This window comes from Faecalibacterium sp. An122 (genome assembly GCF_002160895.1).
Taxonomy (GTDB): domain Bacteria; phylum Bacillota; class Clostridia; order Oscillospirales; family Ruminococcaceae; genus Faecalibacterium.
In genome coordinates this window covers 1-16,550 of record NZ_NFLL01000040.1, presented here as the reverse complement: position 1 = coordinate 16,550, position 16,550 = coordinate 1, and the positions used below count along the sequence as shown (strand labels likewise).

At 63.3% G+C, this 16,550-nt stretch carries 14 protein-coding genes and 1 riboswitch; of the genes, 4 read left to right on the top strand and 10 right to left on the bottom strand.

All coding sequences use genetic code 11. The features are described from left to right. Nucleotides 1–595: 595 nt before the first annotated feature. The 8 genes from B5E67_RS14285 to B5E67_RS14250 all read right to left on the bottom strand — a co-directional run bounded on the left by B5E67_RS14285 (nt 596) and on the right by B5E67_RS14250 (nt 10,191). On the bottom strand, nt 596–2,233 hold the full coding sequence (locus tag B5E67_RS14285; protein ID WP_087385791.1) for a CTP synthase: 1,638 nt from the start codon (nt 2,231–2,233) through the stop codon (nt 596–598). A gap of 99 nt (nt 2,234–2,332) precedes the next feature. After that, entirely contained in the window at nt 2,333–2,920 is a 588-nt protein-coding gene (locus tag B5E67_RS14280; protein ID WP_087385790.1) for an ANTAR domain-containing protein, read from the bottom strand. Nucleotides 2,921–2,959: 39 nt separating this feature from the next. Beyond that, a complete protein-coding gene (locus tag B5E67_RS14275; RefSeq protein WP_087365080.1) occupies nt 2,960–4,285 on the bottom strand; it encodes a glutamine synthetase family protein in 1,326 nt (441 codons plus the stop codon). 143 nt (nt 4,286–4,428) lie between these two features. Further along, nucleotides 4,429–6,522 (bottom strand): glutamine synthetase III, encoded by a 2,094-nt coding sequence (locus tag B5E67_RS14270; RefSeq protein WP_087385789.1) that lies wholly within the window; start codon nt 6,520–6,522, stop codon nt 4,429–4,431. A gap of 245 nt (nt 6,523–6,767) precedes the next feature. Beyond that, on the bottom strand, nt 6,768–7,319 hold the full coding sequence (locus tag B5E67_RS14265) for a rhomboid family intramembrane serine protease (protein ID WP_087385788.1): 552 nt from the start codon (nt 7,317–7,319) through the stop codon (nt 6,768–6,770). Between the two features lie 199 nt (nt 7,320–7,518). After that, nucleotides 7,519–8,025, bottom strand: coding sequence for a pyridoxamine 5'-phosphate oxidase family protein (locus B5E67_RS14260; RefSeq protein WP_087385787.1), 507 nt, complete (start codon nt 8,023–8,025; stop codon nt 7,519–7,521). A gap of 557 nt (nt 8,026–8,582) precedes the next feature. Continuing rightward, nucleotides 8,583–9,071 carry a CYTH domain-containing protein gene (locus B5E67_RS14255; RefSeq protein ID WP_087385786.1) on the bottom strand — a complete coding sequence of 163 codons (489 nt, stop codon included), beginning with the start codon at nt 9,069–9,071 and terminating at the stop codon, nt 8,583–8,585. Beyond that, a complete protein-coding gene (locus B5E67_RS14250; protein WP_087385785.1) occupies nt 9,061–10,191 on the bottom strand; it encodes a mechanosensitive ion channel family protein in 1,131 nt (376 codons plus the stop codon). Before B5E67_RS14250 ends, B5E67_RS14255 begins: the two co-directional genes overlap by 11 nt. 155 nt (nt 10,192–10,346) lie before the next feature. After that, nucleotides 10,347–10,470: riboswitch (FMN riboswitch) on the top strand. A gap of 126 nt (nt 10,471–10,596) precedes the next feature. On the opposite strand from B5E67_RS14250, the gene B5E67_RS14245 reads away from it, so the two are divergent. The 3 genes from B5E67_RS14245 (at nt 10,597) to B5E67_RS14235 (ending at nt 13,658) form a co-directional block, all read left to right on the top strand. Continuing rightward, nucleotides 10,597–11,235 (top strand): ECF transporter S component, encoded by a 639-nt coding sequence (locus tag B5E67_RS14245; protein ID WP_087385784.1) that lies wholly within the window; start codon nt 10,597–10,599, stop codon nt 11,233–11,235. 280 nt (nt 11,236–11,515) lie between these two features. Beyond that, nucleotides 11,516–12,097 carry a TetR/AcrR family transcriptional regulator gene (locus B5E67_RS14240; protein WP_158098908.1) on the top strand — a complete coding sequence of 194 codons (582 nt, stop codon included), beginning with the start codon at nt 11,516–11,518 and terminating at the stop codon, nt 12,095–12,097. Nucleotides 12,098–12,233: 136 nt separating this feature from the next. Beyond that, on the top strand, nt 12,234–13,658 hold the full coding sequence (locus B5E67_RS14235; RefSeq protein ID WP_087385782.1) for a radical SAM protein: 1,425 nt from the start codon (nt 12,234–12,236) through the stop codon (nt 13,656–13,658). Between the two features lie 219 nt (nt 13,659–13,877). On the opposite strand, the gene B5E67_RS14230 is transcribed toward B5E67_RS14235, so the two are convergent. Next, the gene (locus B5E67_RS14230; RefSeq protein ID WP_087385781.1) at nt 13,878–14,477 is read right to left on the bottom strand and encodes an AAA family ATPase; all 600 of its coding nucleotides are present in this window, start codon (nt 14,475–14,477) and stop codon (nt 13,878–13,880) included. A gap of 82 nt (nt 14,478–14,559) precedes the next feature. Then, the gene (gene hisS, locus B5E67_RS14225; protein ID WP_087249036.1) at nt 14,560–15,804 is read right to left on the bottom strand and encodes a histidine--tRNA ligase; all 1,245 of its coding nucleotides are present in this window, start codon (nt 15,802–15,804) and stop codon (nt 14,560–14,562) included. Nucleotides 15,805–15,950: 146 nt separating this feature from the next. Here hisS and B5E67_RS14220 point away from each other — a divergent pair. Further along, the coding region (locus B5E67_RS14220) for an MFS transporter (RefSeq protein WP_143405438.1) at nt 15,951–16,550 on the top strand (600 nt) is incomplete at its 3' end.

Below are 16,550 nucleotides of genomic sequence, written 5' to 3'. Positions count from 1 at the left end.
CTGACCCGTTTAAACTTTCAAGGCCTCAAACGGCGGCACGGGTGTTTTTCTTAACGGCTTTTGCCCGCCGCTCCGATTGAGACCACATGCCCGCCTCAGCGGGCTGGCGGTTCGGTGAGTCTTTTGGTGCTGTAGGGCGCAGACTTTGAAACCGCTACGCTTTACCCTTTTATCATCTAAACCCACCCTCCACCCATTTAATGTGTCCCCCTGTCGCTGCGCGACATCCCCCTTCGGGGGAATAGACCGCAAAGCTGCTGCCTCCAACAATTCTGAATAAAAACAACCCCCGCCCAGAGGTGGACGAGGGTTGTTGTATTTTTATAGGTTTTCAGCGCGTACCGGGTGGGAAACCAGGCTAAAACGGGCTTTGCATCGCACCGGGGCGCAGCCCCAAACGCCGGGAGCGAGCTGCAAACACAGCGACCGCGTCCAGTGGACGATACAGGGAGCTGTGTTTGGCGCAGCGCTCCGGTTTTTGCAAGCGCCATCTCTGGCGCGCCGCAAAAATCAGCTAAGCGCAAGAGTGGCGTAAAGGCCCCGCGGAGCCTGCGGAGACCCGGAAACTTAATGGTACACAGTGAAAATCTTTTGCTTACTTTTCTTTCAGAAAAGTAAGAGAACGGTTGGAGAGGCTGGCGGCGACGAAGGCTTTGAAGAGGGGATGGGCGCGGTTGGGACGGCTCTTGAACTCGGGATGGAACTGGGCGCCCAGGTGGAATGCCCGGCCCGGGATCTCCACCGTCTCCACCAGATGCCCGTCGGGACTGGTTCCCGAAATCACCAGCCCGGCGGCCTCCATCTCGTCCCGGAACGCGTTGTTGAACTCGTAGCGGTGGCGGTGCCGCTCCCATACCAGGTCCTGGCCGTAGCATTCGGCCATCTTGGTGCCCGGCACCACCTTGCAGGGATATTTGCCCAGCCGCATGGTGCCGCCCTTGGGAATGTTGCCCTGCTGGTCCGCCATCAGGTCAATGACGTTGTGGGCGCCGTCGGGGGTGAATTCGCTGGAATTGGCGTCGGCGTAGCCCAGCACCCCGCGGGCGTACTCGATCACCATGATCTGCATGCCCAGGCAGATGCCGAAATAGGGGACCTGATGCTCCCGCGCATAGCGGGCCGCCGCCACCATCCCCTCAATGCCCCGGCCGCCGAATCCGCCCGGCACAATGATGCCGTCCACGTCCGAAAAGGCCGCGGCACAGTCCTCGTCGGTGACCAGCTCCTCGCTGTCCACCCACTTGATCTCCACATGGCAGTCGTTCTCAAAGCCGGCATGGTACAGGCTCTCCATCACCGACAGATAGGCGTCATGCAGCTTGACGTACTTGCCCACCAGGGCAATGGTACAGGTGCGGGTCCGGGTGGCGATGCGGGCCACCACGTCCTTCCACTCGGTCAGGTCGGCGGGAGGAACATCCAGGCCCAGCTTCTGCACCACCACTTGGTCCAGGCCGTTGGTGTGGAGCATCAGGGGACACTGGTACAGGCTGGGCATGGTCAGGTTCTCGATGACGCATTCGGGTTTGACGTTGCAGAAGGTGCTGATCTTGCGCCGGATGTCGCTGCCCACGCTGCCGTCCGCCCGCAGGATGATGATGTCGGGAGAAATGCCCATCCCCTGCAGCTCCTTCACCGAATGCTGGGCCGGCTTGGACTTGTACTCGTTGGAGCCGGAAATATAGGGCACCAGCACCACATGAATATAACAGCAGTTTTCGTGGCCCTGCTCGATGCCCACCTGGCGGATGGCCTCCAGGAAGGGCTGGCTCTCGATGTCGCCGGTGGTGCCGCCGATCTCGGTGATGACCACGTCGGCCTCGGTGGAGGAGGCCAGATTGTAGATGTAGCTCTTGATCTCGTTGGTGATGTGGGGGATGATCTGGACCGTCTGGCCCAGATAGGCGCCCTGGCGCTCCTTGTTCAGCACGTTCCAATAGACCTTGCCAGTGGTCAGGTTGGAATATTTGTTCAGGTTCTCGTCGATGAACCGCTCATAATGGCCCAGGTCCAGGTCGGTCTCGGTGCCGTCGTCGGTGACGAACACCTCGCCGTGCTGCAGGGGACTCATGGTGCCGGGGTCCACGTTGACGTAGGGGTCCAGCTTCTGGCTGGCCACCTTGAGCCCGCGGCACTTGAGCAGCCGGCCCAGAGAGGCCGCCGTGATGCCCTTGCCCAGGCCCGACACCACGCCGCCGGTGACAAAAATGTATTTGGTCTGTTTCATATCCATTCCTCCGTTCGCTCTTTCTACTTTCCCTTCCGGTATGGACCGGATTGTGCTGTATCATACAGAGGGCGTGCAGAAAATCTGCCCGCCCTCGGATCAACGTTATAGGCTGTCCAGGCCGTCGCCCTCCAGCTGTTCCAGGATATCCTGGGCCACTTCGGCCCGGTCCCGGCGGGAATCCATGGCTTCTTTTTCAATGCGGCGGTGGGCCTGGACTTCGGTGAGGCCCTCCCGCTCGATCAGCAGGCATTTGGCCCGGCTCACCAGCCGCACCTGGGCCAGTTTGGCCTGAATGCGGGCATTTTCGGCCCGCAGCCGCTGCAGGCGATGGTTCCCGGCGGCCGCCATATGGACCGCCTGCAAAAACAATGCCCCCGAAAAGGGCTTGCCCACCACCAGCACCCCCTGGGCGTTCATGGGGCCCAGAAGCTGGTCACAGGCAGCCGCCTTGGCCAGCAGAATCACCCCCGCGTCGGTCTGTTCCACCGCGGCGGCGCACAGTTCATGGCCGAATTCATCCGGCAGCGGCGCATTCACGATGACCAGCTCAAAGTCAGCCTCCAGCATCCGGCGCCGGGCTTCGGTGCCGCTGGGGACGATCACCGGCCGGGTATAGCCCAGCTCGGACAGCCGGGCGGACAGGTATTCGTTGGAGTTGGCCCCCGCGCTGACGATCATGGCACGTCCCATGCTTTCCCCTCCTCTCTGTGGTTGTCCGGGTGTGCGGGCTCAGATGGAGCAGAAGTACCGGGCCCGCTCGAATTCGGCGGGGTCGGCGGCCTCTTTCAGCTCGGCGCAGCGCCGCAGCTGCTCGGAAAAATACCGTCCCGCCAGCCCCTGGGGCAGGTACTGGGCCAGGAACGGGCTGTTCCGGGCGATCTCCACCGCCTCCTCCAGGGTGGCGGGCAGACGCTCCAGGCCCAGGCCGGCGGCCTGGGCGTCGGTCAGCTCGAACAGGTTCTGATTCACCGGGGCGCACAGCTCCATCCGGTTCTGGATGCCGTCCAGGCCCGCCGCCAGCACCAGCCCGATGGCCAGGTAGGGGTTGCAGGCGGGGTCGGGGCTGCGCAGCTCCATCCGGCAGTTGTCCCCCTGGACCGCCGGAATCCGCACCAGCTGGCTGCGGTTCTGCCGGCTCCAGCTGACGTAGCGGGGGGCCTCGTCGCAGCCAAACCGCAGGTAACTGTTGGGCAGGGGATTGGTGAAGGCGGTCAGCTCCCGGCTGTGGGCCAGGATGCCCGCCATAAAGCTGCCGGCGGCGCTGTCGGGGGCGATGTCCCCCTCAAAGAGGTTTTTCCGGTCCCGGTACAGGGAGATGTTGACGTGCAGGCCGCTGCCCGCCTGGTCGGCCAGGGGCTTGGGCATAAAGCTGGCGTGAAGGCCGTTGCGCCCCGCCACCGCCCGGGTGATCTGCTTGAACATCATGACGTTGTCGGCGGTTTTCAGGGGGCTGGCGTGGTGGAAATCGATTTCATTCTGGCCGTTGCCGCTCTCGTGGTGGCTGTGCTGGGGGGCCAGACCCATCTGCTCCATGGTCAGGCAGATGTCACGGCGGAGGTTTTCGGCGGCGTCCAGGGGGTACACGTCAAAATAGCCGCCCCGGTCCATGGGGATGCGGGTGGGCTGGCCCCGGTCGTCGGTCTCAAAGAGATAAAACTCACACTCGGCCCCCACGTTGCACACCAGGCCCAGCCGCCGGAACTGCTGGGCGATCTGCCGCAGGAAGCCCCGGCAGTTCCCCCCAAAGGGGGCGCCGTCGGGCCGCTGGATGTCGCAGAAGAACTGCATCACCCGGCCCTCGGCGGGGCGCCAGGGCAGGATGGTGATGGTGGACAGGTCGGGCCGCAGGACCAGGTCGCTCTCCTCCACGTGCATGAAGCCGGGCACCGAGCTGCCGTCAAAGCAGACCCCGTCCTCCAGGGCCTTGGGCAGGTCGCTGGCCAGGACGGCGATGTTTTTCTGGGTGCCGAAGATGTCGGTGAAGGCGAAGCGGACAAATTTGACGTTGTTGTCCTCGACGAAGTCCAGGACATCCTGCTGTGTGGTATAGTTCATAGCAAACCTCCCGAAAAAGGGGCTGCGGCCCCCAAAAAAGGCCCAAAGGCCTGCCCTCGCCCGGGCAGGGCAGAGTAGCAGGTCTTCAGGCCTGTGTATTTCAGATGCGAAGCGCGCCGGGGATGATGCCCCGGAGACTGGTTTTAGTTCTCCACGTAGTACAGCATCCGGCTGTAGCTGGGCAGGGGCCAGTACTCCTCGCCGCAGATGGTCTCGGCGTCGTCGGCCACCGAGCGCAGCTCGTTCATGGCGGGCAGAACGCTGTCGTGGAAGGCGTTGGCCTTGGTGGTCATGTCGGTGATGGCCTGGGCGGTGCGCTCAGCGGCAGCCAGGCGGTCGATGGCCTCGCTCATGGTGTCGGCATCGCGGGACAGGTGCTCCAGCAGGGTGGTCTCTGCCCGGACGCTGATCTTGTCGCTGACGGCGCGCTTGGCGCTGGCGGTGCGGGCCACCTCGCCCATATAGGCATTGATGGCGGGCAGCAGCTGCTTGCGGGCCATCTCCAGCATGGTCAGAGCCTCGATGTTGATGATCTTGGCGTAATGCTCCATCTCCACCTCGTACCGGCTGAACATCTCGGTGCGGGTCATGACCCCGAACTCCTCCATCAGGTCGATGTTCTTGGGTGCGATCAGGGCCGGCAGGGCGGCGGGGGCATACTTCTTGTTGGGCAGGCCGCGGCGCTCGGCCTCGATCTCCCACTCGGCGGAATAGCCGTCGCCGTTGAAGATGACGCGGCGGTGGTCGCGGATGGTCCGCTTTACCAGGGCGATGACCGCCTCGGTGAAGTTGTCGGCCTTCTCCAGCTCATCGGCGTAGCCCTTCAGCTCCTTGGCCACGGCGGTGTTCAGGATGGTGTCGGCGTCGCTCAGGTTCTGGTGAGAGCCGGGCATACGGAACTCGAACTTGTTGCCGGTGAAGGCGAAGGGGGAGGTGCGGTTGCGGTCGGTGGTGTCCTTGCTGAACTTGGGCAGAACATCCACGCCCAGGTCCATCTTCATGCGGACGGGGCCGGCGTAGGGAGAGTCGGAAGCGATGGCGTCGATGACGGCCTCCAGCTCCTCGCCCACAAAGATGGAGATGATGGCCGGGGGTGCCTCGTTGGCGCCCAGGCGGTGATCGTTGCCGGGGGTGGCCACTGCGGTGCGCAGCAGGTCGGCGTACTCATCCACCGCCTTGATGACGGCGGCCAGGAACACCAGGAACTGCAGGTTCTCCATGGGGGTGTCGCCCGGATCCAGCAGGTTCTCCTTGCTGGTGCTCATGGACCAGTTGTTGTGCTTGCCGCTGCCGTTGACCCCTTCAAAGGGCTTCTCGTGGAGCAGGCAGACCAGGCCGTACTTGGGGGCGATCTTCTGCATCATCTCCATGGTCAGCAGGTTGTGGTCGATGGCCACGTTGGCGGTGTCAAAGATGGGGGCCAGCTCGTGCTGGCAGGGGGCAACCTCATTGTGTTTGGTCTTGGCGGGGACGCCCAGCTCCCACAGGGTCTCGTCCAGCTCCTTCATGAAAGCGGACACCCGGGGACGGATGGTGCCGAAGTAGTGTTCCTCCAGCTCCTGGCCCTTGGCGGCGGGGGCGCCGAACAGGGTGCGGCCGGTGAGGATCAGGTCCTGGCGGGCCTCATAGTCCTCTTTGCGCACCAGGAAGTACTCCTGCTCGGGGCCGATGGTGGTGGACACATAGTCCACATCCTTGCCGAACAGCTTGAGGATGCGGGTGGCCTGGGTGGCCAGAGCCTTCATCGAGCGCAGCAGAGGGGTCTTTTTGTCCAGGGCCTCGCCGGTGTAGCTGACAAAAGCGGTGGGGATGCACAGCACGTCGTCCTTCACAAAGGCATAGCTGGTGGGGTCCCAGGCGGTGTAGCCGCGGGCCTCACAGGTGGCCCGCAGGCCGCCGGAGGGGAAAGAGGAGGCGTCGGGCTCGCCCCGCACCAGCTCTTTGCCGCTGAACTCCATGATGGCGGTGCCGTCGCCCACCGGGCTGACGAAGCCGTCGTGTTTTTCGCTGGTGATGCCGGTCAGGGGCTGGAACCAGTGGGTGTAGTGGGTGGCGCCCAGCTCCATCGCCCAGCGCTTCATGACGCTGGCCACCACGTTGGCTACCTCGATATCCAGAGGAGCGCCCTTGTGCAGGGTGTCCTTCAGGCTCTTATAGGTAGCGCTGGGCAGACGCTCTTTCATCACGTGCTCATTGAAGACCTTGCTGCCGTAGACTTCCATAACATTGGCTGCCATAAATCCTACTCCTTACTCATCAGGTGTGTGTCACCCGCCGGGGCGGGGCCGCAAACACAAAAGGCGCTGCGAGTCGGAGGTGACTCACAGCGCCGATGCTGCTTATGCAAGCATTATACCTACCCGGCGGCCGAAACGCAATAGACAAAACGCACGATTTTCGCTGTGGAATGCCGCGGGATTTTCGGCCAAACGCTCTGAAACGCCGTCGTATCTCCCAAAAAGAACGCAGATAAGTGTGACTTTTACCCCCGCCGGCGGTGCCGCGGCCGGGCGTAGGCGCTGTAAAAGCCGAAGGCTGTGCCGCAGACGCCGCCCACAATGTGCATAAAGTTGGCCACATTGTCCCGGACAAAGAGGATGGAATAAATCTGGTCCCCCAGATAGAGGGCGGCCACCAGAAGCATGGTGACGGGGATGCCGCCGCTGCCGCCCGCCAGGGAGGAGAGCATAATCAGCATAAAGACGATGCCCGACGCCCCCAGCAGGGCCACCCCGGGGAACAGAAGGCACTGCAGGACCCCCGACACAAAGGCGGTGAGGACGATGGCCTTCAGCAGGGGGATGCTGCCGTATTTTTCCTCCATGGGCGGGCCCACCACCAGAAACAGAAGCATATTGTTGAGGAAATGGCTCAGGTCGGCGTGGCCCAGCACATGGCCGAACAGCCGCAGATAGGCCAGCGGATCTTTCCAGCTGGAGCGGTAGACGCAGAACAGGTGGGTGGTGGTCCAGCCGCCGGTGAGGCCGTCCAGGGCAAGGACTCCCAAGGACAGCAGGAAAAAGGTGAGGACCACCGGGGAGTTGTACTGGAAACTGAGGCTGAATTTGGCGCGTTTCGTGGCGGTTCAGCTCCTTTCGACAGAAGGTGAAGCGGTTGAAAACGGACGTTTTCCCCATTGTATCACACCCCGGCGGGACAGTCCAGATTCTTTTGCCCCGCCCCAAAGGAAAAGCCCGCCGCATCCCGAAAAAGGATGCCTGCGGGCTTGTTTTTTACAGTTGGGCTTCGCCCCGGCGCTGGCGGGCCAGCTGGGAACCTTCCTTGCCGGTGAGCTGTTCCACCGTCAGCTCCAGAATGCACACCGCGTCCCGGTACTGGCGCAGTTCGGCTTCCAGGGCCTCCTCCGGCTGGGCGGGGGCGTATTTTCGGCCCAGACGCCGGGCGATGTCCTCCCGGACGGCGGGGTCGGTGACTTCCCGCAGGGTGCCCCGGGCCACCACGCTGCGGTAGTAGGTGGTGTATTCCTCCGGGACCACCTGGTCCTGCCCGATGACACAGAAGGAAGCCCGGGGATTCTGCCGCATCAGGTCCAGCTTATAGCCGGCCCGGGCGCAGTGAAACCAGATTTTCCCCTCCTGATACAGATAGCTCAGGGGAACGGTATAGGGAAAGCCGTCGGCGTCGGCCAGCGCCAGCACCCCGGCGGTGCTGCGGGTCAGGATTTCTTCACAGACGGCCTGGGGCAGGGCCTGCCGGCCCCGGCGCATGACAGGAATCATGATGTGTCCTCCTCAAAATTTTAAATAGGCCGCCCCACGTTAAACACTCTATTTCTTTTCCCTTTTTTCCGCTCCGCTGGGGCCAGAGGGCTGCGCAGCCGAGGCGCTGCCTGCGGCAGAAACAGCCGAGGCGGAGCAGGGGCAGCGGTCTGTCTTTTGCGAGAGCGCGGCGACGCTCGAAGCAAAAGCAGGGCACCGCAACCCGGAGCAGGGAGGGGCGGCTCTCTTGCGCTTAGCCGATTTTTGCGGCGCGCCGCGGAGGGCGCTTGCAAAAAACGGAGCGCTGCGCCAGCTTCGGCCCGGCTGTTTCGTCCACTGGACGCGCCGGGCCAAAGCTGCCCTGGACCCAGATAGAGTGGTCGCTCTGGGCAAAAGCCTAAAAAAACACGACGGCCATGGCCCGTTAAAACTTCGAGCGCTTACAAAAGACGGCCCGGTTTTTTCTTAACGGCTTTTGCCCGCAGCTCCGATTGGTACCACAGGCCCGCTTTGGCGGGCTGGTGGTTCGGTGAGTCTTTAGCTGCTGTGGGGCTCAGACTTTGCGTTTGATTGGTGCGTTATTTCCGGGTCCGCTCCCAGTAGGCCCCCATGCTCTGGCCGGGCTGGCCGGTGACCTCCCGGGCCAGGTAGGCCGCCAGGGCCGGGTCGGCGGGGACCCAGCTGCGGGCCGCCTCCACGGTGGGGTATTCGATTTCGGCGTACCAGAAGGCCCCCGGCTGGCCGGCGTCCACATGGTTCACCTCCAGGGTGAAGCCGTCGGGCAGGCGGTAGCTGCGGCGCACCTTCTCGATCAGGGGCCGGGCGATGATCTTCTCCTCCAGGTCCCGGAACAGGCCGGCGTCGATGGGACGTTCGATCTCCTCCCGGGCCAGGCCGCCCTCCGACTTGAAGCAGAGAATCCAGGCGGTCTCGCCGCCGGTTTTGGCCTCCTCACGGATGCGGACGGTGGGCCGCACGCTGATGTAGCCCTGCCGCATGGTGAATTCCTCGGTCAGGGGCAGGCCCTCCGGCCAGCCGCTGACCATCCATTTGCGCTCAATTTCCATGGGTTTGCACCTCCTGTTCCGGCCGCTGGGCGGCGGGGACTTCCTTGACGTACACACTGGTGGAGGGGAAGGCAAAGTCCAGCCCGTCGGCCCGGACAATGTCCATGACGTCCAGGTTCAGGTCGTTCTGCATCTTGTAAAAGACCAGGGTGTCGGCGGTCCGCAGGTAGGCCGACACCAGCAAATCGATGCTGGATGCGCCAAAGCCGGTCAGCTCCACAATCACCGATTCCTCATAGGTGTGGGGGCTGGCGGCCAGCATGGCCCGCAGGTCCTCCATCAGCTTTTCCAGCTGGGCCCGGGTGGCGCCGTACTCCACCCCCAGGGTGAAGCGGTAAAGGCGCTTCTGGCGCTGGGCGGCGTTGTTGATGGTGGAGGCGCAGACGTTGCTGTTGGTCAGGATGTAGACCGAGTTGTCCAGGGCCCGCACCCGGGTGGAACGGAAACTGATGTCCTCCACCGTGCCCTCCACGCTGCCCACCACGATCCAGTCGCCGATCTGGAAGGGCCGCTCAACCAAAATCATCACGCCGCCGAACAGATTGCTGGCGGTGTCCTGGGCGGCCAGGGAGATGGTCAGGCCTACCAGGCCTGCACTGGTGATGACGCCGGTGACCGGCAGGCCCCATTCCTGCACCGCCATCAGGATGCCCAAAACCGCCACCACCACTTTGTACACCTTCACCAGAACGTTGTGAAGGGTCTTGTTGGTGCGGATTTCCTCCCGGGCGCCCGCCAGCATCAGGTCGGTGAGCTCGGAGGCCCCGTACAGGCCCCAGCTCAGCAGCAGAATGATGGCGAAGCGGTACAGCTTCAGCAGGAAGGCCTCCATGGGCACCGTGCCCCAGGGCAGGGAGGCCACCGCCAGGTACAGACCGGAGGTCAGGGCCAGCCAGGAGGCGGGGGAGGCGAAACTGTCCAGCAGAATCCCTATGGCGCGGGAAGGACAGGGAATCCGGCGCAGCTGGGGGAAGACCCAGCCCCGGAGCCAGCGGCGGGCCACTTCGCCCACCCCCGCCAGCAGCAGGGCGACGACGCACCGGGCCGCAAAGGCGGCGTATCCTTCCAGAGCCAGCAACCCGAAAAAGTTGAAGGTCAGATCTTGTATCTTGAAAATCATGGGAATGGTTCTCCTTCGTGAATTGGTTCGACGGAATGGCCCTATTTTAGCATACTTTCCCTGCACTGACAATGCCGCCCGGGGGGGCAGGGGACAGGGATTCGTATTTTTTCCCTCTTGCATTCTGGCGCGGTTGTGGTATACTGTTGCCAGAAAGTTCGTTTCAGGGCGGGGTGCAATTCCCCACCGGCGGTATAGCCCGCGACCACCTGCTGTTTCAGGTGCTGACCCGGTGAGACTCCGGGGCCGACGGTATAGTCCGGATGAAAGAGACGATAGACAGATTTTTTTGTGTATCTTTGCGCCCTGTTGCATTTGTATTTTGCAGCAGGGCGTTTTCTGTTTGTCTTGAAAAGAGCTTTCCCTACATTTTTGATTGGGGCTCTGCCCCGGGAGGTATCTGTTATGCAAGCAAACACCGAAACCAAGACCCTGCGCACCGGCGGTCAGGACCGCGACCGCATCCGCAAGCTCACCGTCACCGCCATGCTGTCGGCGGTGGCCTTCGTCCTCATGTTCCTGGACTTCCCCCTGCCCATGATTATGCCCTCCTTCGTGCAGATGGACTTCTCCGACCTGCCCGAGCTGCTGGGCTCCTTTGCCCTGGGCCCGGTGTACGGCGTGCTGGTGGCGCTCATCAAGAACCTGATCCACCTGCTGCTGGCCGGCTCCACCAACGGCGTGGGCGAGCTGTGCAACTTCCTGCTGGGCGCATCCTTTGCCTGGGTGGCCGGCTTTGTCTACCAGCGCAACAAGACCCGCCGCGGCGCCGTCCTGGGCGCGGTGCTGGGCGCTGTGGTGATGGGCATCTTCAGCGTGCCCCTCAACTTCTTCCTGACCTACCCCGCCTATGTGGTGCTGTACGGCATGCCCATGGACGTGATCCTGGGAATGTACAAGGCCATCCTGCCCTCGGTGGACAGCCTGCTGGAGTGCCTGGTCATCTTCAATATGCCCTGGACCCTGGCCAAGGGCCTGCTGGACGCCGCCCTGTGCATGCTGATCTACAAGCCCCTGTCTCCCATCCTCCACGGCCGTCACTGAGCGGCTGCGGCGCTGTCTGACACCCATCCGCCCCGTCTGCCCTCCCCCGGCAGGCGGGGATTTTTTTAGACATTTGGGGGGAATTTGGAAAAATATAAAAGTTTTGTTACATTTTTGCGCTACACTACAATGGATGGGCTGCCCATCCGGCACAGTCCGGCCCGCGGGGCCGGGGCGCCGATCGGAAACGAGGGGAAACCGGGGCGGCAAGGCCCCGGACCCTGCCCGGAGGCAGGGAATGCCGTCCCGCGGGGCGGCGGGAAAGGAGCGTGTGAGCGAATTGGCACAAGCAACCAAAAAGGCCCTGGCAGCCGCTTTGAAAGAGCTGCTGGGCCAGAAACCATTCCATAAAATCACCATCAGCGACATCACCGAACAGTGCGGGGTCAACCGGATGACCTTTTACTACCACTTCCACGACATCTACGATCTGGCCCAGTGGGCCTTTCAGGAGGAGGCGGCCGCCCTGCTGGACGGCAGCCTCAGTGCCGAAAACTGGGAGGGCTGGTTTTTGTCCTTCCTGAAGGAACTGCGGCGCAACCGGCCCCAGATGGCCAACATCTGCCGTTCCCTCCGCCGGGAGGAGCTGGAACGCCGGATGTGCGAGCTGGCCGAACAGATTCTGCGGCCCACGCTGGATCAGGAGCTGGGAGACTGCCCCGTCCCCGAGGGGGACTGGAGCTTTGTGGTCCACTTTTATACCTATGCCCTGGTGGCCATGCTGCTGGAATGGATTGCGGACGGGATGAAAACCGAGCCCGAGGTCCTGGCCCGGCGGCTGAACACCATCTGTTCCGGCGGCATCCGCCGGGCGGCCCAGGATTTCCGGGAGGGAGAACCGCCCCTGCCTGAGACAAAATGAACCATCAAGTGTGCCGGTGTGATAAAAAAGTTATCACACCGGCTTTTTTGCTTATAGAGGCCGCCCACGTCCCCGTCTATACTGTGGAATATACCTGAAAAGAGAGCGTACAGTGAAAGAAAGAGGAGGTAACAGGATGAGTACCGGAATTGACACGCTTTCCCATAAAATGCAGCGGACGGCGGCCGCCGCCATCATCGACCTGGCCCTGAACCACGCCGGAAAGGACCGGGAAAAGGCCTATCACCAGATGGTGGACCTGGCCCGGCAGTTCTGGGGGGAGGATTTCACCCAGGAGAGCTATGAAAAGGCCCAGGCCATGTTCAGCGACCCCAACAACAAGTGGGTCCGCTATATCAATCGGGTGCTGGACGAGACCGACCCCCATGTGGCCCGGGTCACCGCCCTGAACCTGGGGTACGAGGCCTTTATCCGCGGCACCCGGATGATCCGCAAAAACCGCGAAATCTACCAGTGCAATATCCCCTGGCTGATTCTGTTTGACCCCACCTCGGCCTGCAATATGCATTGCGCCGGCTGCTGGGCGGGGACCTACGGTAACCGGAACAACCTCTCCTTTGAGGACATGGACAAAATCCTGACCCAGGGCAAGGAGCTGGGGGTTTATCTCTATATGCTGACCGGCGGCGAGCCCCTGGTGCGGAAGGCCGACGTCCTCCGTCTGGCCGAAAAGCACAGCGACGCCGAATTTGCCATCTACACCAACTCCACCCTGATCGACGAGGCCTTCTGCGCCGAGCTGGTGCGGCTGGGGAACATCATCCCCATCCTGTCCATCGAGGGCACCCCCGAGACCAACGACGCCCGCCGGGGCGACGGCCATTACGCCGCCGTCATGAACGCCATGGACCTGCTGAAAGCCCACGGCATCCCCTTCGGCACCTCCATCTGTTACACCCGGGCCAACGTGGAAGCGGTGACCAGCGACGCATTTTTGCAGATGATCGCCGACAAGGGAGCGCGGTTCGGCTTCTACTTCCACTATATGCCGGTGGGCAGCGACGCGGTGCCCGGCCTGATGCCCACGGTGGAGCAGCGCAAGTACATGATTCAGCGAATCCGCTATATCCGTTCGACGGAATGCCCCATCGAGTTCTTCCCCATGGACTTCCAGAACGACGGCCAGTATGTGGGCGGCTGCATTGCCGGCGGGCGGAACTACTTCCATATCAATTCCGCCGGCGACGCCGAGCCCTGCGTCTTTATCCACTATTCCAACGCCAACATTCATGACAGCTCGGTTCTGGAAATTCTCCGGAGCCCCCTGTTCATGGCCTACCGGGATGGCCAGCCCTTCAACAAGAACCACCTGCGGCCCTGTCCCATGCTGGAAAACCCCGCCTGTCTGGAGGAGATGGTCCACAAGACCGGCGCCCACAACACCGACCTCGCCTCCCCTGAGACGGTGGAACACCTGTGCGCCAAGTGCACCGCCTACGCGGACGAATGGCAGCCGGCGGCGGATGAACTGTGGTCCACCCTGGGCAAGCCGGCTTCCGGCTACCAGAACTACAAGGACTGGAAGCCCCAGAACACCTGATTTTTGCCCTTTCCGAAAGCCTTCTGGAACCTCCTGAAAGGAGGGGCGCGAGTCGGCGCGCGCCCCCGAAGCCCCAAAACAGCCCGAGCTGGACGAATACCGTCTGGCCCGGGCTGTTTTACGTTCTGGAATGTGGATTGCAATAAAAACGGATGGTTGTCCGCTGGAACGGAGAAAACCTTTACTTATGGGAAAAATACACTCTGAAACGCCGGATGGTTATTCCTTCGCCGCCAGACAGCCCTGGACCCAGGCCAGCACCGCCGCGCCGGTCTGGTCGGGGGAGAGGGCGGTGGTGTCCAGCCAGTCCACCCGGTCCAGGGCGGAAAACCAGGCCCGCTTGGCGGGCAGCAGGTGGGTCAGGGTGTGGTCAAAGAATCCCCGGTCCCGGGCGGCATCCCCCTCCTTGCGGCGGCGAAGCTGGGGGTCGGCGGCGTCCAGAAAGAGAATCCGGCGGGGCATACACTGCCGGGCGGCCTCCAGTTCCCGGGCCAGAGGGCCCGCCACATCCCAGTCGGGATGGCCGGCGGAGGCGGGGTAGTGGAGGGTGTAAAAGAGGATTTCCTCGGGGCCGTAGTCCAGAAGGGCGTGGGGACAGGCCGCCGCGGCCTGGTACCGGCGGACCGCATGGTCCAGCCACAGCCGCTGGATTTCCAGATAGTCGGGGTAGTTGGTTTTCACCAGGCCGCGGCGGCGCACCTGGGCGATCACCTCGTCGTTGTTCTCAAAAAAGACGGTGACCTCCGGGGCGTGCCGGGCGACGCAGCGGGCGGCGGTGGTTTTGCCCACCGCCATCCCGCCCTGCAGGGCCAGAATCATGACAGACCTCCTTTATAAATAGGTAAGGGCGCAAAAAAGGCGGCAGGCCCGGGGTCCGCCGCCATCTGATACAGGGGAATATTTACTTCCGCTCGGCGAACCACTTGATCTCGTCCTTGCCGGCGAAGGCGGCCCCGGCAAAACCGGCGGTCTCCAGAGCGGCCAGCTGCTTGCCCAGCTTTTTGCCCTGGGCCAGGACGGTGACGCCATAGTCGGCCCGCAGGGTTTCGGCCTGGGCCAGAACGGCGGGGAAGTCGGCGCCGGCGGGGTACAGCAGGGCGATCTTCTGCTTGGCGCCGGGGATCTGGTAGCCCTGCTCCAGCAGGATGCCGCAGACCCGCTCAAAGCCGATGGAGAAGCCCACCGCAGGCACCTGCTGGCCCAGGAACTTGCCCACCATGTTGTCGTAGCGGCCGCCGCCGGCCACTGCGCCCGCAAACTGGGGGCACACCACCTCAAACACCATGCCGGTGTAGTAGCCCTGGCCACGGACCAGGCTGGGGCAGTAGGCCACCTTGTACTTGCCCTCGGCCAGACGGCCGGCGGTTTCCAGGACGTATTTCAGGTCGCTGGCGATGGCGGGGTCGGCGCAGCGGGCGGCCACCGCGTCCAGGGTCACTTCGCCCTGGGCCAGGAAGGCGGCCAGCTGGTCGATGGCGCCGGCGGGCAGGCCCTTTTCGGTCAGCTCGGCCCGGACGCCCTCGGCGCCCACCTTGTCCATCTTGTCAAAGGTGATGCAGACCGAATCCAGGGTCTCGGGGGCAAAGCCCATGCTCTCCAGCATGCCCCGGAGAATCCGGCGGTCGTTGATGTTGACGGTGAAGCCGTCAAAGCCGATCTTCAGCAGGGCCCGGGCGGTGACGTCGATCAGCTCCACCTCGGCGTTGGGGCTCTCGTCTCCCAGAATGTCGATGTCGCACTGGACAAACTCCCGCAGGCGGCCCTTCTGGGGGCGCTCGGCACGGAACACCCGGTCGGTCTGGATCACCTTGAAGGGGCTGGGCAGGACGCTGCGGTTGGCGGCGTAGTAGCGGGACAGGGGCAGGGTCAGGTCGTAGCGCAGGCCCATGTCGGACAGCGCATCGTACTTGCCGGCCTCCAGGGCGGCGGAAAGCTTCTCGCCCCGCTTGAGGACTTTGAAAATCAGGTTCAGGTTTTCGCCGCCGTCGGACTTGTCCAGGTTTTCCATGTCCTCCAGCATGGGGGTGGAAATCCGCTCAAAGCCCGCGGCCCGGTAAACCTCCAGAATCTGGCCCTGGATGTAGTCGCGCAGGGTCTGTTCGGCGGGCAGAAGGTCCCGCATACCTTTCAACGGTTGAATTTTCATGGTGTATTGACTCCCTCTCTGTTTCCGGCCGGAGGCCCCGGCTGCATAAGCGTGTGCAAAACTGTGCCTTTCATTATATAGAATCGGGGCCCGGATTGTCAACCAAAAAGGGCATACTATCCCCAAAAAGAGGGGAGTGTCTGCCTATGTCCAGTTCCAGATTCACCGCCGCCCATCCCTGGGCCATCCTGGCCGCCGGGGCCTGCATCCAGCTGCTCACCGGCCTGCCCGCCGCCTGGGGGGTGTTCCAGCAGCCGGTAATGGAGGAATACGCCCTGGCCGAGGAGGCCGCCGCCCTGGCCTTCAGCGTCCTCATCGCCGCCTATGGGGTGGGGTGCGTGCTGGGAGGCTTTCTGCAGGACCGCCGCGGCCCCCGCTGCGCCGCCCTCTGGGGCACCGCCCTGCTGGAAGGGGGTCTGGCGGGGGCGGCTCTGCTGCCGTCCGCCTGGGGCTGGGCCATGCCCTGGGTGTTCAGCGTCCCCGCCGGGCTGGGCACCGCCTTTCTCTATCCTGCCATCCAGTCCTGCGCTCAGAAGTGGTATCAGGGCCGGAAGGGTTTCGCCACCGGCATCATCGGGGCCGCCGCCGGGCTGTCGGGGGCCTTTCTGACCCTGCTGGTGCGGACGCTGGCCCCACGGTGGGGGATTCGGGGGACCTTCTGGGTGCTGGGCGGGGCAGCCCTGCCGGTATGCCTGGCGGGGGCCGCCCTCCTGACCAACCCGCCCCCCTCTGCCAAACCCCAAACC